This window comes from Paraburkholderia lebeckiae, assembly GCF_014201005.1.
Lineage (GTDB): Bacteria > Pseudomonadota > Gammaproteobacteria > Burkholderiales > Burkholderiaceae > Paraburkholderia > Paraburkholderia tuberum.
Map to the genome: position 1 here is coordinate 48248 of NZ_JACHDK010000023.1, position 18808 is coordinate 67055.

Here is an 18808-nt window from a genome sequence, read left to right on the forward strand (position 1 = left end):
TTGCGTTTCGCTGCATTTCGCTGCCTGCTAGAACGTCTTGGTCAGTTGCACATAAAAGCGCGGCAGCCTGTCGTTGCCGGTCGTATCGGGCCCGGTCGTGCGCCATGCGACCGTGCCCTGTAGCGAAAAGCCGCCCGGCGCGGCCCAGAACGCGCCGAGACCCAGGCCACTGCGCGTGATCACGTTCGACCCTTGGCCCGGACGCGGCGTGGCGTTGTACCAACCGGTACCGAAGTCGAAGAACGTGAACACGGTCGCCCGCGCATCGATCGCGAAACGCCCTTCGAGGGTGGCGACGAACCCCTCGTCGACCAGTGCCTCGGACGGCGAATAAGCGCGCACCGCGTGCGGGCCGCCGAGCAGGAAGCGCGACGAACTGTCGAGCGTGGTTCCGGCCCACTGCCCGGACACGCCGGCGAATACGCTGAGCCGCTCGGTGATCGCGTTCAGGCGGTTGGCGAAGAAAGTGGCGCGCACTTCGGTGCCCTGCGTGTCGCGCCCGAGCGGCGAGGCATCGAGCGCCTCGGCTTGCGCGTTGCGGAAATGCAGACTGCCGATCAACAGTTCGACATCCGCGCTATTGAAGCCGCCGCCGAACAGCGCGTCGCGGCTTTCATAGCTCAGGCCGATACTGCCCTCCACCAGAGATCTGGGATTGTGCTGATCGACGATGCCGACGTTGTCGATCAGGTCGCGATACTCCAGATTGACGCGCCCCAACAGGCTCTGATTGCGTGTGCGCACAAGCGGATGCGTGAGCGTGAAGTCCACCACGGTCGCCTCGCCCTGCGCGTCGAGCGACGCGAATTCCTGGCCGAGCGCATAGTTGAGCCGCGACACCGCGACCCCGACGCGCGTACCTTGCGCATTGATCGGCGCTTCGTAGCCGACGCGCCCGTAAAGGGTGTCGCTGCGTTCGCTGGCGAGCAGCCGCAGGTCCAGGTTGTCGCCGATCATGAACGGCGAGTTCAGACGCGCGAGCGCGCCGAGCCGCCAGGTACCGCTGGACTCCGCCCCGAAGTTGTCGACATCGAGCGCAAAGGTCCAGCGTTTGGCCGGCGCGACGTTGACGCTCAGATCGACCGTGCCGGGCTCCTCGCCCGCTTCGATTGCCGAGGAGACCTGAATACCCGGCAGATCGGACAGCAGCAGCATGGTCCGTTCGAGTTCGTGCTGCTGCAGCGGCTTGCCCAACGGAATCTGCGCGACCCGCGCGCGCAACAGGTCTTCGCGGATCGGCGTGCCGGCCGCGATGTCGAGCCGCACATGGCCGACGCGCCCTTCGAGCACGCTCATTTCGACGTTGCCGGACGTGACGTCCTGCGGCGGGATCACCACCTGGGCGAGCAGATAGCCGTGATCGCGATAGACCCGCGTGATGCGCGCGGCAATCTCTTCGAGCCCGGCGAGACTGGTTTGCTTGCCGAGCTTGTCCTGAACGGGCGCAAGCAGCGCGTCGCTGGCGATCGTGTCGTTGCCCTTCAACGTGATGCTCTTCAGCAGGAAGGTCGGGCCGGGCGCCGTCACGGGCGCCGCCGGCGGCGGCACGGCGGGTAACGCCTGAGTGCCGCCCGGCGGCGCCGGCCGGGTCTCGCGCGGCGCCGTCTGGTTCAGGATGCTGCCCGCGTTCGGCAGCGTCTGGCCCCACGCGAGCGCACTACTGCAGGACACCGCCGCGGCGATCAGTCGGAGTCTGTTCATCGGTCTAGGGTCTGTTTGGTTCATCCCTGCTGCTGACGCGCGATGGTCAAACGCCAGCCACCCATCAGATCGAATGGCGCCCAGAAGAACGGATGCGCGAAGCGCGGCGTGTGCAGCACCGCCAGTTGCGCGGTGCGCATCGCGTCGATCGCGTCATGGCCTTGCGCGAGTTGCGCGTAGAAGGTGCGCATCGTCAGCGCGCTCGATTCGTCCGCGACCGGCCACATCGACACGATCAGGCTGGTGGCGCCAGCATAGAAGAATGCCCGCGTGAAGCCGAGAATTTCGTCGCCGCGCGCGATCCGGCCAAGCCCCGTCTCGCAGGCCGACAGCGTGACGAGCGAGACGTTGTTGAGCTTCAGGTTGTAGATGTCTTTCGCCAGCAGCGAGTCCGGGCCGTCGGCCGGCTGCGTCGCGGGCGCGAGCAGGATGCTCGAGTGCAACGGATCGATCGTGTCGGCCTGGGCGTGCGTCGCCACGTGCAACACGCGTCCGGCGGGCGCGTTGTCGCGAAAGCTCAGGCGCGTGGCGTCGCTATGCAGAAACACCTCGTTGCGCGCGAACAGCGGCGCGATGCCCTGCACTTCCGCCTCGGCCCCTGGCAGCGCATAGGCAGGTGTGATGGTCGGATTGCCGAACGCGACCAGATCGCTCGCGATCTTCTGCTGACGTTGCGCGAGTTGTACCGCGACGCTCGCCGATGGTTCGAGCGCGATCGCATGGCGTTCGATCAGAAAGCCGTCGGCATCGTGCAGCGCCTGAAACGGCAGATAGTGCAGCGCGCCGTGCGGCACGATGATGAGCCGCTCGTTGGCGCGCAAGCCGAGCGGCGCGATCAGCAACGCATCGAGCTTGTCGCCATAGGTCAGCGCGGCCGGTCGCCGGCGCACGATCGCATTGCGCAGGTCGGTCACGGCGGCATCCATGTCCGCGCGCGCAACCGGCAAGGTGTGGCCGGTCAGTCCATCGTTGCGCACCACCCAGACGATCAGCTCGTTGGGCAGGCTGTGAAATTCGACGATCGCCTCGTCGGGCCGGAGCGCGCCGCGCGTCGCGGCAAGACTCGGCACCTGCCCGTTCAATTGACGGTCGTCGACGCCGGCGTCGACGCGGTTGCGCACGACGTCGAGCAGCGCACGCGCCCGGCTGCGTTCGGACAGACTCCATGCGCTCCCGTAGTCGCCGGCTTCGACCGTCAGCGCGATGGCCTCTTCGAATACCGTTTGCGTGTCGCCGAACAGCGCCGTCTTGAACTCGTCGCTGCGAAACCGCGTGCGGATTTTCTCGGAGTCGTCGACGGCCAGCAGGTAGGCTTCGCGCGCATGCGGCTTGTCGCCGAGCGCGAGCTCGGCGCGGCCGATTCCTTCGTGGGCCCACAGGCGGTCGTAGTTGGCGTCGCTGGAATTGCCGCTTTGGCTCAACAGCGCTTCGAACGCGTGTTTCGCATCCTCGGGCTTGCCTTCGGCCAGCAGCAGATTGCCTTCGATGCGCCGGTAGGCGGGCGCGAGTTCCGCAGTGGCCGGTGCGCCGACAGCATCGAAGGTTTGGCGCGCGCCAGGCGTATCGCCCTCGGCGAGCTGCGCGTTGATGATCGACATCAGCACCAGCGGTTTGTAACGCGGCGAGGCGGTCGTGAGCGCGTCTTCGTAGGCGGCCAGCGCCTGCTGCGGCTTGCCCCGGCGCAACGCGACATCGCCGAGCACCTTGTTGGCCGGCGCAAAGACCTGCTCGGGCGCCTTCGGCGTCGAAGCGAGCGCATCGCGGGCGTAGCGTTCGGCATTGTCAAGGTCGCCGGCATAGCTGTAGGCGATCGCGAGATCGCGTTTGGACAGGGCCGCCAGGTCCGCATTGTTGGTCTGCCCTGCCACCACCAGAGCGCGCGCCGCGGCATCGACGCTGTCGCGGAAGTCGCCGCGCTCGGCGGCCGCGACGGACATGCTGCAATAGTCGTAGGCAGGGAGTTTGACGCGGTCTCGCGACAGCAGCAGACGTCCCTCGGCCGTCAAGGTGTTGATCGTTTCGGCGTCGCGTTCGCGTTCATCGGCCTGACGAAAGCCGAACGACTCGGGCGCAAGGGCCACGGCGCTCGCGGGCCGCGCCGCGGCGGCGGACGTGCCAGCGGCCAGCGTATTGCCCGCCGCGCCCAGCAGCATCGAGCCCATGACGAGCGCGCCCGTGACCCACGCGGCATCGATCCGGTGTGCCATCCCGCTCGATAAGCCTTGGCGCTCGTTCACTTTAACTTCCTGCAAGAAGGCAAAAGGAAGCGGCTGGGATGGAATGCGCGTACAACCCGCAAGCTGCACGCAGCGGTTGACTAACACCGTATAGACGAATCCGGCAGGCCGATTTTGAAACCGGCGGCCGCACGCGGACCACCGCTCAGGCACGCGCGCCCGCCTGATTTCAAAAAATGACCCGCTCGTTCGTCTTAAAGACGGACGCGCCTGCGCGTGAGGGTGGCGCTCGCGTGTGCCGGGCTCTGCCGTCGTACCCTCCAGGGAGCCACAGCCGATGAGCAGCCCCGACGACAAAACCGTGATCGTGCAACGGGCGTCCGGATCGGACGGCCAGCAGAACCCCGCCGAAGCGGCGCACGCCGATCGTACAGTCGTCACCCGCCCCGCCGCGCAGGGTTCGAACGCGCAACATGCGCTGCCCGCCGGCACACGGCTCGGCGAGTTCGAGATCGTCGATCTGATTGGCGAAGGCGGCTTCGGTATCGTCTATCTCGCCTATGACACCCAGCTAGGACGTCACGTCGCGCTGAAGGAATACATTCCCGCTGCGCTGGCCTCGCGCGTCGGCGCGGCCGAAGTGTCGGTCCGCTCGGAACGTCATGAAGACACCTTTCGCGCCGGCCTGAAAAGCTTCATCAACGAGGCTCGGCTGCTCGCCCGCTTCGATCATCATTCGCTCGTCAAGGTGTACCGGTTCTGGGAGGCCAATGGCACCGCGTACATGGTGATGCCGTACTACGAGGGCGTGACGCTGCGCGACGGCTTGCGCCGCATGAGTACCCCACCCGATGAAGCATGGCTGCGCGCCCTGCTCGCGCCGCTGCTCGAAGCGCTGGCGGTATTGCATGCGGCGCAGTGCTATCACCGCGATATCGCGCCGGACAACATCATGCTGCTCAAGGGCAGCGGCCGCCCCGTGCTGCTGGACTTCGGCGCGGCGCGGCGCGTGATCGGCGACATGACCCAGGCCTTGACGGTGATCCTGAAGCCCGGCTATGCGCCCGTCGAGCAATATGCCGAAGTGGCGGCTTTGAAACAGGGGCCGTGGACCGATGTGTACGCACTCGCCGCGGTCATCTATTTCGCGATTCAGGGCAAGACACCGCCGCCGTCGGTCGGCAGACTGATGAGCGACACGTATGTGCCGCTCGCCACGGCGGCGGCCGGCCGCTATAGCGAGCGGTTCCTGCGCGCGATCGACCATGCGCTCGCGGTTCGCCCCGAACAGCGCCCGCAAAGCGTTCAGGCGTTGGCGAACGAACTGGGCATTGCCGTCGATACGCGTGATGACGCCGATGCGGCGATCGAACCCACGACTCGCGCTTCCGTCGAGACAGCGGGTACCAATGCGCCGCGAACAACGACGGCCGCGACAGCCGAGGCGAAGCGCAATGAGCTAGGCACAGCGGCCGTTCCTGCGCCAGGCGGTAGTCAAAAGAATCGCACGGGCTTGATCGCAGCAGGTGCCGTTTGCGTCGTGGCGCTCGCGGCGGTCGGTACGTGGTTTGCCATGCGTTCGCCACCGGCCGCGAGCCCGGCTGTCACGGCAAGCACGGATGCGCGCGACACGGCTTCGCCGAGGCCGGCGGCCGACACGGCTGCGCCGACGCCTGGCAATGCCGCTCAAAGCCCGGCAGCCGTTGCTGCTGTTGCCCCTGCTGTCCCTGTTGCCCCGGTTGCTCCTGCCTCCCCCGCCACGGTTGCCGCGCCCGCCACACCACCCGCGCAGGCCGACAACCTCGCGCCCTTCACCCCCGCGAGCGAACTCGAGCGAATCGTGACGCTGGCCGATCCATCGATTCAGATCACCGCCACACCGCGCAGCACGTCCGCCACGATCGGCAAGGATTATCTGCAATTCAAACTCGACAGCAACCGCGCGGGCTACGTGTATGTGTTCATGGTCGATCCGGACGGTCAGTACCTGATGCTGTTTCCGAACGGACTCGATCGCAACAACCGGATCGCCGCCGGTCAGACGCTGTCGTTGCCGCGCGCCAGCTGGCCGATGCTGGCGGGCAACCCGCCCGGTCCCAACCACTTTCTGACGCTGGTATCGACGACGCCGCGCGATTTTTCCGACGGTGGATTGAAGTCCGCGGCGCCGTTCCAGTCATTCCCCGCTGATGCCCAGCAGCAAGCGGCCGCGCGTCGCGGCCCGCGCTATTCGCCGTTCGCGGGCAAGCCGCGTTGCCCGGCAGGCACGGCGGATTGCGCCGGCGCGTTCGGCGCCGCCACGTTCACCATCGATGCCGTCAAGCCGCCCGGCTAGCGCGCGCGACGTTCGCGATGGTCCGCAAGGAGGCCGCATGCAAAGGGCTCAGCTTCTCCTGCTTGCGCTGACAGCCACGCTCGCGGCTTGCGCGAGCAACACGCCCGCGACCAGCGTCATCCTGGGGGACACGAGCCACACGGCGATGTCGCCGGTCGAGCAGGCGGCGCCGACGGCGCAAGCATCGCCACCCGCGCGACCGCCGACGATGCCTGGGCCCACGCCGGCTCCCGTAACGACACACGCGACGGTCTCGGGCACGTCCACCGGCTCGAATAACCCGCGTCCCAAGGCTGCGTTGAGCGGCGGCTTCGCCACGCGCCACGCTTACTACGAGCCGATCGCTTTCGCCGACCTGCCCGGGTGGGACACGGACGACGTCACCGCGTCATGGGAGGCGTTTCGCCGCAGTTGCACCGTGCTCGGCGCGCGCAGCGGCTGGTCGGAACCGTGCAATGCCGCGCGAGCGGTGGACGTTGGCGACGTCGCGGCGATCCGGCGTTTCTTCGAAACGAACTTCAACGCGTATCAGATCCGCAATCCCGACCGCTCGCTCGACGGTACGATGACCGGCTACTACGAGCCGCTGCTCAATGGCAGCCAGCAGTACGGCGGCGCCTACCTCTATCCGGTCTATGGCACGCCGGCCGACATGCTCTACCTCGACGCGCGGCGCCTGCCGGACCGCGCGCGAGGTGACGTGAGCGCGGCTCGCATCGATGGACATAACGTGATCCCGCTCAGCGATACGATGAGTGGCGACCTCAAAGGCGTCTACGCGCTGGACCTGCGCGATAGCGTGCCGGATATCCGCGACAAGAAGATTCGACTGCGGCTCGATGGCGGGCGCATCGTGCCGTACTACACCCGCGCCGAGATCGAGCGCGGCGCACTGAAGGCGCCGATCCTCGCCTATGTCGACGACCCCGTGATGTTGTACTCGATGCAGCTGCAAGGCGCGGGCAAGGTCCGCATGAGCGACGGCTCGATACGCCGCTTCGCCTATGCGGAACAGAACGGCCGGCCGTTCCTGCCGCCGCTCGCGCACAGCGGCAACGCGACGGCCGGCGCGCGCAAGCTCGTCGTGCGCGGCATGGAGATGGAGGTCGACATCAGCGACGACGGCGCGCCCGCTGCGAGCAACGAAGGCAACGCGGCGCCCGCCGACGGTGACGACGACGAACCCACGTCGCCGTTGCTGCGCGGTTTCACCCTGGCGACGACCACGCCGAAACCTCATCCCGTGTATGCGGTTTCGGATCCGAGCTATGTGTTTTTTCGTGTGATCCCCGATTCACCGAACGGTCCGCTGGGCGCGTTGGGCGTGCCGCTGTCGGCGGGCCGCTCGGTGGCCGTCGATCCGCGCACCACGCCGCTCGGCGCGCCGGTATTCGTGTCCACGCGTGACGACCCTCAGGCACCCGGAGGGATCAACCGCCTGATGCTCGCGCAGGATTCGGGCGGTGCGATTCAGGGCGCCGTCAGAGCCGACTACTTCTACGGCTTCGGTCAAACCGCGCAGACCCAGGCGAGCCACACCAAAGAGCGGCTGCGCATGTGGGTGCTGCTGCCCAAGGGATTGCGCATCGCCGCGCAGCAGACGTCGTTGAAAACGCGCGGCGGCGGACCTGCCGCGTCTGATGCGGATTGTCTGGTCAGCGATCCGGTGCTGTGTATGGACGATGCGCCGTAGACGTCTGGCGGAAAGTGGGCGACGGCTCGCCCGGAGGCATGAAATTTGCGGGAGCCGCGTCATCGCATTCAGACAAGGAGACCGACATGGACACGCGACAAATCGAAGAGCTCCGTCCCACACAAATGACCCACGGCGCGCGGGAAGTCCGCGAAAAAGCCCGCCAATACCGGTCCCTGGGCAGCCATGACCTGGAGATGGCGATCGCCGAAAAGCCGATACCGGTCGTCTGCGGCCCCAACGGCTTACCGTTCGCGATCGATCATCACCATGTGGCGGCGGCGCTGTGGCAGGTGGGCGTGCGCGCGGTTCCGGTCGTGCTGGTGCGGGATCTCTCGTCGTACACGTGGGCGTCGTTCTGGCTCAGCATGGAGAACCAACGATGGACCTTTCCGTATGACGCGCAAGGTGTGCGCCGGCCGTTTGCCGAATTGGCGGAGCACGTGTGGGAAATGAAGGACGATGAATACAGAAGCCTCGCGGCAGCGGTCCGCGATGCCGGCGGCTATGAAAAAACCAGTGTCCCGCTGGAAGAATTTCGCTGGGCCGACTTCTTTCGCGCGACGTTGCCGCGGCCCGATAGCGACGAGAAGTTCACAGCTTTGCTCAAGGAAGCCTTGAAGCTGGCCAGGAGCGACTCTGCATTGGGGCTACCGGGCTATCTCGGTCGCACGGATTGAGTCGGCGGCCCATTTAATCGTGGGCCGCACTGCCCGCCGGCACTAGAAACTGATCCATCAACGAGATCTTCAACGGCTTGTCCGCATCGAGCTTCTTCTTCTCGATCACATACTTCCAACCATCCCCGCTACCCGGATTGCGATAGAACGCGATGACCACCACATAGTTCGTGTCGGCCCGCATCGGCTGCGACAGGCTTGCCGACGCACCGGGATTCAGCACCGATGCCATGCTCGCCTGCAAGTCCTGCGCGAGCACCGTGCGGTCGTTCTTCAGCAGATCCTCGTACGACGCTCCATCGAACGTCTTGCGGTCCTTCAGCTGATACACGCGCACCGCGACCGATGTCGCACGACCAGCATCGTCGGGGTTCAGCGCTTCGCGCGCGGACAGATCGATGTCGAGCACCTTGATCTGCTTGAAAAACACCGCGTGATAAGCGCTCGACGACGCGTCCGATACGGATTGCCAGGCGCCGCATGCCGATAGCAGCGCGACGGACGCAACGGTGGAAACGGTAAAACGAAGGTTCATCAATGGTCCTTTCGGCGCGTCGTTCATGACGCGGCATGAGTCAGGTACGGATTGGCCACGGGCTTCGGAAGCGCCCGATAGACCCCGAGTGCGACGTCGATCAGACGTTCGTTCACGGCAGGCAGCACGGTCGTCCAGCCGAGGCGCGGCGCGGGTCCGGCCGATCCGGCAGCGGCCGGACCGGGCGAGTTGATCGCCGGCTGCGGCGCGAGGCGCGACGACATTTCCATTCGGAGATGCACGTCGGCCTTCAGCCCGACATACAACTGCACGAACGCCATCAACTCGCGATGCAGCCACGCACCCGGCAACAGATCGTGCGCCTGCGTGGCATGGGCCGGCCGCAACGTCACGCGCACCGCGCGACTGCGATACGCAAGCCGCTTGCCGAGCACATAGCCGCCGGCGAGGCCGCGGCACGCGCCCTCGTTCACCGCACCGGCACGAGCGGCCGACGACATCAGCGGGTGCGCCTCGCCCGCGCGCGCGAGCGCGGGAAAGAACTCATCGACGCGCACGTCCGCGCCGGGCACCGCGAGCGCGATCACGCCCGCGAGCCCTTCAGGTGTGCGCGTTCGCTGGATCAGCAGACCGAGCAGCGCGAGCATCCGCGAATCGGACAAGCCGGCGCGTTGCGGCTTGTCACCCCAGCCATAGCCGGCGAGGCACAACAGATTGCGCGAATGCGCATCGCTGCCGCCCGCGCGAAAGCTTTCCGGATAGCGGTACTTCTTCCACGCCCGATACAGCAGCGCGACGAAACGATGATTGAACTGATCGAGAAAGGCCTCGACCGCTTCGTGCCCTTCCTCGCGCATCACGATCTCGTCGATCATGTGCGACGGCATCGCCGCGTCGACGCCGTAAAGACCCATGAACGTCGTGCGCACGGTCGGCGCCGCGGCACTGACCAGGGAATCCGGGTCAGCATCGAATTCGACTGCGGCGATCTCGCCCGCCGGAAAGCCTGTGCGCGCGCGTGGCCGGAAGCGCACTGGTTCATGCGCCGGTGTATCGAGCGTGCCGAAGCCCGGCTGCCGCGGCACCCGCAATTCGAGCAGCCGGCACAACTGCATGAAGTTCATCCGCGGCGCGCGCGCGAGGAGCGATGCGACGAGCGGGTCGAAATTGGGCGGGTCATTGCGCGCTTCGCAAGCGTTAGCGTACGCGCTCATAGCGGAGCCCGCTGCGCCTTGCTGCGCGGCCAGACCGTGCGGGTCTGCGACGGTAGGCTGACGATCGACAGCTTCGTGAACAGATTGATCTCCGCGTACAGCGCGAAAAAGCGTTGCAACAACTCGCCGAACAACATCACGTCGCCGTCGCCCGCGAACGCATGCGAATCGAGTGTCACCTCGATCAGCACGCCACGCTCGACCGAGCCGCCCGACACCTCCTCGAGCAATTCCTGCGACACCCACAGAATGCCCGCGAGGCGCCGGCGGTTCAGTTCGTCGCTGGTCCAGTCGTAGAGCGCGAGCGCGCCGCGCAGCACTTCCGCGTTCATCATCGACAGGAAGTTCGGCGCGAGATGCGACAGCACGCGCCACTGGAAGCGGTCGCCGGTCGGCGGATAGAGCGGCAGGGTCGGCGCGACGAGATTCTTCACGCCGATGACATTCGGCGTGCTGGCCGCCAGCTCAGCGATGCTGGCTTCGCGCAGCCCCTTGCGCGGCAGCATGCCGTTCGTGCCGGTTACGCGCAGCGACAGGCTTTCCTCGGGCAGCGTGTCCATCGTGTCCCACGCGTGACCGCCGAGCACGACCCACGTCTGATGCAGACCCGCGACACCGGGCCGCACACGCGCATGGAAGTAGCGTTCCGGCGCCTCGTGGCGCAGCATGCCGCCGCGATGCCGGAACGTCGCGAACGGCACGTATTGATATCGTTCGGCTGTTTCGTGGTCGAACGCCTCGATTGCATCGACGGAATAGGTCTCGATGTGCTCGCCCTGATGGCCGGCCGGCAACACGCGGTATTCCGTTTCGTGATGGTCGATCTCGATCGGCTCGGCATCGAGTTCGAACAGGTTGATCACCGGCGTGCAGAAAAGCCGCAGGTTTTCCGCGCTGAAACGCTGATCGGACGGATACGCGTGCTTCAGCAAGATCTCCAGTTCGAAGCGCGTCGACTTCTCCGGTAGCTTCGTCACGTCGAGTCCACACAGATCGACGAACAGGAATTTCTCGCGGAACGTGAAGTATTCGAGCAGCAACTGATACCCGGAAAACGCCGCATCGGCCTTCGGCCACAACCTCTCGTCGGCCGAGAAGCCAGCGGGCTCGATCGCCACGTTGGCGAGCGGCAGCGCTTCGCCGTCGCGCACTTCCGGAATACGCCAGTGGATTGCATCGACCTCGCGCGTGAGCGCGACATGCATCGCGAACGCGGTCGGCAGATCGGCACTCAGATACACCCGCAGCCGCGACAGATCGGTTTCCTTGCGACGGGCGGACTGATCGAGCTCGAAGCCGAGCCGGATGATCGAGCGGCCATCGTGGCGCACTGCCGGGCCCGCGTGCGTGATCGACAGCGGCTGCAGCGTGACCGGCTGCGTGGTCCGGTACAGACATTGCACGGTCTTCGGCGTCGTGCTCTCGACACCCGCCGCGTTCGGCACTGCGATCGGCGCCGAGCGCACCGGCACGCCGGCCGGCACGACCTCGGTTCGCTGCAGTTTCTCCGCGAGCGGCAACAGTTCGACGATCGACAGCGACGGAATCATCCGCAGATAGTGCGGCCACAGCAGACTCACGAGGCCTTCGGTCAGCTCCGGCAGTTCGTCGTCGAGCTTTTGCTGAAGACGTCCGGTCAGAAACGCGAAACCTTCGTGCAGCCGCTCGACGTAGGGATCGCGATCGCCGACGCGATCGAGATTCAGCATGCGCGCGCGGTCGGGATGCGCCTTCGCGAATTCCTTGCCGGACTCGCGCAGATAGCGCATTTCGGCTTCGTAGTAGTGCAGGATGGGGTCGTAGTGTTCCATGCTTAGGTATGGTTATCAGAGAGTCAGCGCCCGCGCCGGGTCCAGCACGGTCAGCTCCGCTTGCAGTTCGCCGACGCGGCGAGCCAGCGCGGATTTATCGGCATCCTTACGACTGCTCAGCGCCTTGAGCGCGCGCAGCAGTTGCTGCTTGACCTCGAAGACGAGCGCGGGCTCCCAGCGGGTGAGCGGCAGGGAGCGCGCGCTCGCGTCAAGTTCGGCCAGTAGCGCGAGCGCCGTGTCCGCGCGACCTGCGTGATCGGCGAGGCGCGCCATCACCAGACGTTGCAGGTAGCGATGACGATCGGTGCGCAGACCCGGCAACGCTTCGAGCCAGGCGAACGCGGCCTCGATACCGTGCTGCCCCGCCAGGTCGCGCGCCTGCGCTTCGATCTCGGGCCAATCGCCGGTCGCATCGTCGTCGTTGCTGGCCGATACCGGCAGCGGCGCGATGCTTTCGCCCGCGTCGAGATTGCGCACGACCGCGTGACGCGCGATCCATTCGAGCGTCGTGTCTTCGGCGAACGGCGTGCCGTCGTCGAACGCGAGACGTTCGACGCCGGGCAAGCGTTCGAGAAACAGCGCGAAATCCGCGCGCAACTGTTCGCGCCATCCGCCATAGGGAGCGCCGACGTGATCGAGCGCGACGTGCTGGAAATACTGCAGATCGAACCACAGATGATTGACACTTTCCATGAACGCGCCCTCGACGCGTTCGAGCAGCTCATGCCACTGCTTTTGCAGCACGAGCCGCCTCATCTGCTGACGCAGCTCGCCACGCGGTGGCATCAGACGCGTGCGCGACGCCGCATCGGCGGGCGGCACTTCGTGCAGCGTGTCCCAGCGAACGGTGCGCACCAGCCGCACCGACGGTAGATAGCCGCTCTCCTGATCGCGAAGCCACAGCGCCATCGAGCGGGTCTGATCGAGCAGATCACGCGTCGATGCGATCGATACGTTTGGACTGCTGCTAAAGGCCGCGCCGGCCGACGCGGGTGACGTTGCCGTATCGGACTCACTCCTGGGCACCGACGCGTCGTTGCGCTCGAAGCGCGCGACGAGCGCGCCGAGATGCGGCCGCGCCGCGTCGGCCCACGCGGCCGTGGCCGTGATGAGCAGATCGAGCGCGGCGATCGCGCGTTCGAGATCGGCCGGCGCGAACTCGCCGCGACTATCGAGCAGCTCGATGATGCGCGCGGTGGCGAGCATGTCGAGCGCGCCTTTCTTCGCTTCGGCGCGCGCAGGCAGTACGTTCTCGCCGAAACGCTCGACAAGCGATGCCGCTAGTTCGAGACCATCCGCGAAGCCGACAGGACCGTCCATGCGCAGACGTGCGAACGCGTAGTAACCGGCCAGACGCAGATCCTTGCCGGTCTCCTTCAGCAACTGCTCGCACGAGCGGACGATCAGACCATCGTCGATACCGGAGAGCTTCTGCGTTTCCTCGCGCAACTCGAAGAACAGGTCTTCGTAGCCCGGGTCGCGACCGCAGCCCTGTTCGCCCGGCAGCGGTTGCAGCCATGCGCTCCACGCATCGACACGCGCGCGCACGCGTTGTTCGTCGTCACGCGACGGGAACAGCGTCTTCAACAAACTCGACAGCATTTATTCGACCTCCGGCAGCGAACCTTTGGGCAGCGACACTGCGGCACGTTTCGCCGCGGCAAGCGCCGCCGGCGGCAACGGCGGCGGATTGGCCCCGGATAGCTTCGGTGCGCCTTTTGCCGCACCAGTCACGAAGATGCGCGCGGGCAGCCTGAAATGACGCAACGCGAGCACTTCGAGCGGCCCTGAGCCCGCCTCACCGCGCAGCTGCACGCGCAGCGCAATGCCCTCGCTCTGATCGGGCTGCCACGACAACAGGTAACGTGCGCCGTCCTGCTGCGACACCTGCGCGCGTTCGAGCAGCCGGATCAGGCCGAAACGGCCCTGGGCGTCGAGCGCAGAACGCAGGCCGCCGTGCTCGGTCTGCCATTCGATATGCGACAGGTTGTCGAGCGAGTCGCCGGGCCACAGGAAAGGCGTCCACTCCTCCTTCTGATTGAAGTAATGCAGTTCGCGGCCCGACAGCACGAAGCGCATGTCGGTGACGCCGGGCGTCGGCACCGCGCGCAACTCGTAGCGCACGTGCGCGTCGCCCGATGGGAACAACACCGTCGATGCGCGCGTCATTCTGTTTAGTCCGTCGAGGAACGCGGGATCGAGCGTCAACGCGCCGTGGCTTGCCCCCTGCGTGGCGACCCAGCGATCGCCCTGCCGCTCGACCACGCCGGCCAGCTGCGTGATCACGAACTGCGCGATTACGCCGTTGTCGGGCCGCATGAAGCGCGCCATCTCGGGCAACGACGCGTCGTTATCGGAATCCGCGAACGGATAGCGGCCGCCGAACGCGCCGTTCCAGTCCGCGACGATCGCCGTGCGCCAGATCTCGTTGAGGCTCGCCGCGGCCGGCCGCACGAGCACCTGCCAGGTTTGATCGAGCGGCGCCCGCAACAGCTCGCCGAACCCGGCCCACTGCTCGCCTAGACTCGCGGCAACGCGGCTCGCGTAGTCGCGGCTGTCGGCGATGTCCGAGGTCTTGCCTTGCAGCACCGCTTGCGCGGCGACACGCGACATCGCATCGGTGTCCGCACTCGACACCATCTGCTCGATCCTTAGACGCATCGCGCTCACGCGTTCGAGATAGCGCGCGAGACTCAGGTCGCCAGTCGACGTAAGTCGCGCCACGGCCTTCGCGTTCGCCGGCGCGGCGCTGGACGCGACATCGCTGCCGGTCAAACGCAGAATCGGCGCGAACGCGACCGCGAGCGGCGCAAGCTGCGGCGGGGTTTGCTTCGACGGATCTTTCTCGTCGGCGCCGACCAGTTGCTGCGCCTTGCTGATCAACGAGTCGGACAGCGATTGCGTGCTGGCGCCCGTGCCCGCCTGATAGACGACCGCGTTCATCAGCATCAGGAGCGGCGAGCGCTGCGGGTCACCGAGCAGCGTCAGTTGATCGGCCGTCGCGGACAGCGTCGGGGCCGATTGCCAGCGCAGGCTATTCAGGAACAGCGCCCACGCGCGCGCGTAGTCGTCGAAATAGCGTTGACGCAGCGCGGACTTTAGCGACGACGGCGGCTCGGTTTTGCTCTTCACGTCCGACAGCACCCAGTCGCCCGCGACGTTGCTCTGCTCGCTCGCGTCGTCGATCGCTTTCGCGATGCGCTCATCCCACGCGGCGCGTGTGAAGACGCCGGGGACCGTCGCCGTCGAGTTGAAGAGGCCTCTGCTCTGCGTATCGCCGAGCAGCGTCGCGAGGGAAATCGGCGGGTATTTGGCTGTGGCGTCGTCGAGGATCCGCTGATAGACCGTGTCGGTCGAGTTCTGGATGCCGCGCACGCCGATGATCGTTTGACGCGTTGCTGAAATCAGTCCGCTGTCGAGGACGATTGCGAGCGACGAACCGCTTGTCGATACGCGCTCGCCGAGGTGATGCGCGAAGAAGTCGATTGTGTGCTGGCGCAGGTCTTCCCATGTGCCGGCCGATAGCGGCGAGTTGTCGGGACGCGCGGGCGCGGACGTCGCGGCGAGCTGCGGGGCGAGGAAGGCGGCGACCGCGCGCTCGGGCTTGGCGAGCATCAGGTAGGTCTTCAGCGTGTCGTACGCGGCTTGTACCTGGCCGCTGCCGCCGCTCGCTATTTCGGCGTCGGTCAGTGACGCGAGTTGATGCAGACGGGCTTCGAGCTTCTCGCGGATCGGGCCGACGAGGATGCTGCCGGCGGCGCTTTCATATCTTGGCCATAGCGCATCGAGCAGTGCCGCGTCGCGGTTCAGACCGAAGCGCGTGAGACGCGGGGCGCCCTCGCGCTGGTGCGATTCGAGTGTGTCGATCTGCTTGTCGAGCGCGTCGAGCGTTTGCATCGATCGGGTTGGGTCCTGGATGCCCGCGAGTTTCGTTAGGGTATCGCCGGTGGTGTGGATCGTTGCGCGGTTCGTGAAGCCGGAGAACATGGTGCCGGTGATCCATAGCGCGATGGCCGCGGTGCTCGTCCATGCGGCGGCGGCGGATAACGAGAAGCCGACGCGGCGGCCGTGGAGCTTGCGGCTGTGGTCGGCGACGGTTTGCCAAACGCCCCGAAGGAAGTCCCCTTGGGGAATCGTTCGGTGTTGGGGGGTGAGGTGATTGTCTCGCGCGTTTTCGTCCGCCTTGTCCGTGTTGGTATCTTCGTTCGTGGCTGCGGGCGGAGCGAGTTCGCGCTCCTTGAAAAGCGGTGCGAACAGCAGGCCGTGGACGGCCTGGCGCCAGTAGCGCGAATGCGCCGTCTGCGCGACCAGTCCCGACAATGCGCTGGACAGCCTTTCGACGTGTTGCGACAGCTCCGCGGGATAGCGATCGTTCGAGTCCTCGGCTATACGCAGCACGCCGGCATCGGCCAGATTGCGGGTGAGGTTTTGCAGCGAGTCGTCTATGTCGTTGGCTTGCACGCGCGCGTTCGACCATGTGAAGCCGATGGCTTCGTCCTCGCCTTTTGGTTCCGCGCTGAAATCGGTCACGTTCAGCAGATAGGCAGGCGCGGACCAGTGCAGCGCGCGGGCGTGGCGGGCGAGGCGTTGGGATAATGCGGCGGCGTCGAATGGCGCGTTGCCTGAACTGCGGTTGCGCGTTACCGCGACGATCGCGTCGATCGGGCGGCGGCGGCGCAGGCGGCGGATTTCGGTGAGCCAGGTCGTGTCGAGGGTCGTGCCGGTTTGTGTCGCGTAGAGCAGGACTGTGTTGCCGGTGATGGCGTAGCCGGTTTCGGTGAGGGTTGGGGCGAGGCGTTTGACTAGAGGGAGGTCGCCTGCGATGAGTAGCCAACGAGTTCGATAGCGCCAAAAACGGCCGTAGCGATCGTGAAGCGCTTCCCGCAGTCTTTTGCCGCGGTATGCATTGAGGTCGACCGCAACTTCGGGTTTCACTGCACCGACGCGAGCAAAAGGGTCGCGATCGTACTGCTTCGCAAAGCGGCCCGGCGCATTGCGAGCGAAAATCCTCCAAGCGCTGGCAAGCGGCGCTCGCAACAGCAGAATAGCCGCCCCGATGAGCAATACGACCATCACCCGATGCGACGGTGATGGATCAGGATTGAAGCCTTTGAAATACGCGAGGACGGCCGCGATTGCTGTCGTTGCCAGAACGAAAATCCAGTACCCCTGAATTTTGCGAATAGTCATACCTTCACTACCATATCGTCTTGCCTGCAAGGCCCGTTGGCGACAGCGAATTTGACTGTCGCTTCGTGCCACGCGATTAGTTGAGGTTCACCAGTTTGCGCCGCACGTTCAATACCGAGCGCAATTGCAAGCCACCCGGCGCAGACGCCGGGAAAACCAATTGCCCGATCTATATCGTGCACACCCGGGAATCCCACTGTTTTTGCCACACCTAGACTCATTTCCGATGCAACCCGAATCAGTTCTCCCTTGTACGTTCGAGGCAAACCGGTCTGCCAAAGATCTTTGATCTCCGCAGACGTCGTCTTGCCCCAAAGCAAGACACGCGAAATTCCGGTTCTCAAACCGGCTATTCCAGTTTCAACAGGCCTATGCAGCAATGCTTGCGACTTCAACGTACACCGTTCGGCAAGCGGTGCCCACGCAAGCAGCACGCACACGGCTGCTTCCGCACTCGATTGTGACGGGTGCTCGTGCAGTTGCACCGAAACATATAACGTAACTTTTTCCAAGGCTGAACCGCCGTGAATATCAAGCCATTCATCGAGCGCCATCGCGCCTTGATCCACGTCTAACGGCTCTGCCGTGATGGCCCGAAGCTTCTTTTCAGCCCAGCACGTGTCCCAGGCGGCGAGCAAAGATTCTCTATCTCCATCACCGGGCAAGTGCAAGCGAACGTTGAACGGCACCGTATGCGGTATCGCCGTGACGGCATTGCCAATTCGCTCCAGCAATGCGTCAAAGCAAGCGCGGTAACGCGATAGCATGTCCGCAGCTTCCAGAGTAAGTGCGGTGTGCCGCACTGCGTCAACGCCGTCCAGCGATGTCCTCGCATTCAACACAGATTCGCCATCGACGATTTTCCCAGCGATGTCCTCACAGCCCAGCGCCGTCAGATATGCGTACCCCAGAACCGCCAGTGGCTCACTGCCGAATAGAAGGGCCGCGTCTCTGTCCGTTGCGCGAACCTCGCGCTCTGCCTGAAGTCGCTGCATTTCTTCATCGTAGTAGTGCAAACGCAAACCGAATAGCGTGCACCACAGCAACGCGGGAAACACGAACAAACGCACCCAAAACCACAAGGTATCGGTAGGTTCGCCTCGGAGCCACGTCAACAGGGCGATCATCCCTCCCGCGAACATCACAACGACAAATGTACCGAGCCAGACAATCGCACGCGGCGGCTCCGGGACGGCTTCAGGCGAGTCGAGTCCGGGTAGATCTACCGGCATAGCCATCCCGTCACAGCAGACTCGAAATAAGATGACATCCACACATGGTCCGATAGCCGTGCCGAGCGATAGGCACCCCGTCATCCAACACCGTCTCATCTCCATCTACAATGAGATTGGGCCGGGTATCATGCTGCGGGCATGTCACCTCGTCGCCTTTACGGGCAACAAATCTGCCGTCAAAGCACATCGAAGGTGATGCCGTTATAACCTTGCCTCCATGGTCCGTACCGTCTCCCAGACGGATCACATCGATCATGATGAAACACCCACAAGACA

At 65.3% G+C, this 18808-nt stretch carries 12 protein-coding genes; 3 read left to right on the top strand and 9 right to left on the bottom strand.

The features are described from left to right. Positions 1 to 27: 27 nt before the first annotated feature. Together HDG39_RS28960 and HDG39_RS28965 are read right to left on the bottom strand one after the other, a co-directional pair. The gene (locus HDG39_RS28960) at positions 28 to 1701 is read right to left on the bottom strand and encodes a ShlB/FhaC/HecB family hemolysin secretion/activation protein (protein ID WP_184010881.1); all 1674 of its coding nucleotides are present in this window, start codon (positions 1699 to 1701) and stop codon (positions 28 to 30) included. A gap of 20 nt (positions 1702 to 1721) precedes the next feature. Then, on the bottom strand, positions 1722 to 3938 hold the full coding sequence (locus HDG39_RS28965) for a CHAT domain-containing protein (protein WP_311667626.1): 2217 nt from the start codon (positions 3936 to 3938) through the stop codon (positions 1722 to 1724). Positions 3939 to 4215: 277 nt separating this feature from the next. Here HDG39_RS28965 and HDG39_RS28970 point away from each other — a divergent pair, with 277 nt between their 5' ends. From HDG39_RS28970 to HDG39_RS28980, 3 genes are all read left to right on the top strand, one after another. Further along, a complete protein-coding gene (locus HDG39_RS28970) occupies positions 4216 to 6213 on the top strand; it encodes a serine/threonine-protein kinase (protein ID WP_184010883.1) in 1998 nt (665 codons plus the stop codon). A gap of 37 nt (positions 6214 to 6250) precedes the next feature. Beyond that, positions 6251 to 7906, top strand: a complete 1656-nt coding sequence (gene mltA, locus HDG39_RS28975; protein WP_184010885.1) for a murein transglycosylase A — start codon at positions 6251 to 6253, stop codon at positions 7904 to 7906. Between the two features lie 86 nt (positions 7907 to 7992). Next, complete coding sequence (locus tag HDG39_RS28980) at positions 7993 to 8586, top strand: ParB-like protein (RefSeq protein WP_184010887.1); 594 nt, start codon at positions 7993 to 7995, stop codon at positions 8584 to 8586. A 13-nt stretch (positions 8587 to 8599) separates the two neighbouring features. Here the strand turns inward: HDG39_RS28980 and tssJ are convergent, their stop codons facing one another. The 7 genes from tssJ to HDG39_RS29015 are packed head-to-tail and all read right to left on the bottom strand — an operon-like array spanning position 8600 to position 18788. Continuing rightward, positions 8600 to 9121, bottom strand: a complete 522-nt coding sequence (tssJ, locus tag HDG39_RS28985; protein ID WP_260328332.1) for a type VI secretion system lipoprotein TssJ — start codon at positions 9119 to 9121, stop codon at positions 8600 to 8602. Positions 9122 to 9144: 23 nt separating this feature from the next. Further along, positions 9145 to 10296 carry a type VI secretion system baseplate subunit TssG gene (gene tssG / locus HDG39_RS28990; protein WP_184010891.1) on the bottom strand — a complete coding sequence of 384 codons (1152 nt, stop codon included), beginning with the start codon at positions 10294 to 10296 and terminating at the stop codon, positions 9145 to 9147. Then, positions 10293 to 12107, bottom strand: coding sequence for a type VI secretion system baseplate subunit TssF (gene tssF, locus HDG39_RS28995; RefSeq protein WP_184010893.1), 1815 nt, complete (start codon positions 12105 to 12107; stop codon positions 10293 to 10295). The genes tssG and tssF overlap by 4 nt, the downstream gene beginning before the upstream one ends. A 15-nt stretch (positions 12108 to 12122) precedes the next feature. Next, positions 12123 to 13709 (bottom strand): type VI secretion system protein TssA, encoded by a 1587-nt coding sequence (tssA, locus tag HDG39_RS29000; RefSeq protein WP_184010900.1) that lies wholly within the window; start codon positions 13707 to 13709, stop codon positions 12123 to 12125. After that, positions 13710 to 17297: an ImcF-related family protein gene (locus HDG39_RS29005; RefSeq protein ID WP_184010902.1), complete on the bottom strand. Its 3588-nt coding sequence runs from the start codon at positions 17295 to 17297 to the stop codon at positions 13710 to 13712. Beyond that, positions 17294 to 18571 (bottom strand): KPHS_23130 family T6SS system protein, encoded by a 1278-nt coding sequence (locus HDG39_RS29010; protein WP_311667621.1) that lies wholly within the window; start codon positions 18569 to 18571, stop codon positions 17294 to 17296. The genes HDG39_RS29005 and HDG39_RS29010 overlap by 4 nt, the downstream gene beginning before the upstream one ends. Then, complete coding sequence (locus HDG39_RS29015) at positions 18540 to 18788, bottom strand: PAAR domain-containing protein (RefSeq protein ID WP_184010904.1); 249 nt, start codon at positions 18786 to 18788, stop codon at positions 18540 to 18542. Before HDG39_RS29015 ends, HDG39_RS29010 begins: the two co-directional genes overlap by 32 nt. Between the last annotated feature and the right edge of the window lie 20 nt (positions 18789 to 18808).

Bases quoted from the DNA above. Each gene is read 5' to 3' on its own strand.
- tssG (WP_184010891.1), bottom strand. From the start codon at position 10,296: ATGAGCGCGTACGCTAACGCTTGCGAAGCGCGCAATGACCCGCCCAAT.
- tssF (WP_184010893.1), bottom strand. From the start codon at position 12,107: ATGGAACACTACGACCCCATCCTGCACTACTACGAAGCCGAAATGCGC.
- mltA (WP_184010885.1), top strand. From the start codon at position 6,251: ATGCAAAGGGCTCAGCTTCTCCTGCTTGCGCTGACAGCCACGCTCGCG.
- HDG39_RS28970 (WP_184010883.1), top strand. From the start codon at position 4,216: ATGAGCAGCCCCGACGACAAAACCGTGATCGTGCAACGGGCGTCCGGA.
- HDG39_RS28960 (WP_184010881.1), bottom strand. From the start codon at position 1,701: ATGAACAGACTCCGACTGATCGCCGCGGCGGTGTCCTGCAGTAGTGCG.
- HDG39_RS29005 (WP_184010902.1), bottom strand. From the start codon at position 17,297: ATGACTATTCGCAAAATTCAGGGGTACTGGATTTTCGTTCTGGCAACG.
- HDG39_RS28980 (WP_184010887.1), top strand. From the start codon at position 7,993: ATGGACACGCGACAAATCGAAGAGCTCCGTCCCACACAAATGACCCAC.
- HDG39_RS29015 (WP_184010904.1), bottom strand. From the start codon at position 18,788: ATGATCGATGTGATCCGTCTGGGAGACGGTACGGACCATGGAGGCAAG.
- tssA (WP_184010900.1), bottom strand. From the start codon at position 13,709: ATGCTGTCGAGTTTGTTGAAGACGCTGTTCCCGTCGCGTGACGACGAA.
- tssJ (WP_260328332.1), bottom strand. From the start codon at position 9,121: ATGAACCTTCGTTTTACCGTTTCCACCGTTGCGTCCGTCGCGCTGCTA.